The 399-nt window shown below is 48.6% G+C and carries 1 protein-coding gene; it reads left to right on the top strand.

Features of this window, described 5'->3' with window-relative positions; genetic code table 11:
* The coding region (locus tag F0U44_RS24480; RefSeq protein WP_497707154.1) for a large ribosomal subunit protein uL2 at positions 1–399 on the top strand (399 nt) is incomplete at both ends.

Here is a 399-nt window from a genome sequence, read left to right as displayed (position 1 = left end):
ATGTGATGCCTGTTGGAGATATGCCTGAGGGTACCATTGTGTGCAATCTTGAAGAGAAAATGGGTGATAGAGGTCGTCTGGCACGTGCCTCTGGAAACTTCGCCACTGTGATTGGACACAATCCTGATGCTAAGCGTACAAGAGTAAAGCTACCGTCTGGAGCCAAGAAGGTTCTGCCATCAAGCAACAGAGGCATGGTCGGTATTGTTGCTGGAGGTGGACGTATTGACAAACCTATTTTGAAAGCTGGAAGGGCATACCACAAGTACAAGGTCAAACGTAACTGCTGGCCATATGTACGTGGTGTTGCCATGAACCCTGTAGAGCATCCTCACGGTGGTGGTAACCATCAACATATAGGTAAGGCTTCCACTGTCAAGAGAGGAACATCTGCTGGTC

The organism is Nocardioides humilatus (genome assembly GCF_008373755.1).
GTDB lineage: Bacteria > Actinomycetota > Actinomycetes > Propionibacteriales > Nocardioidaceae > Nocardioides > Nocardioides humilatus.
Note: the sequence above shows the minus strand (reverse complement) of the source record. Positions and strands in the feature narration are given on the sequence as shown.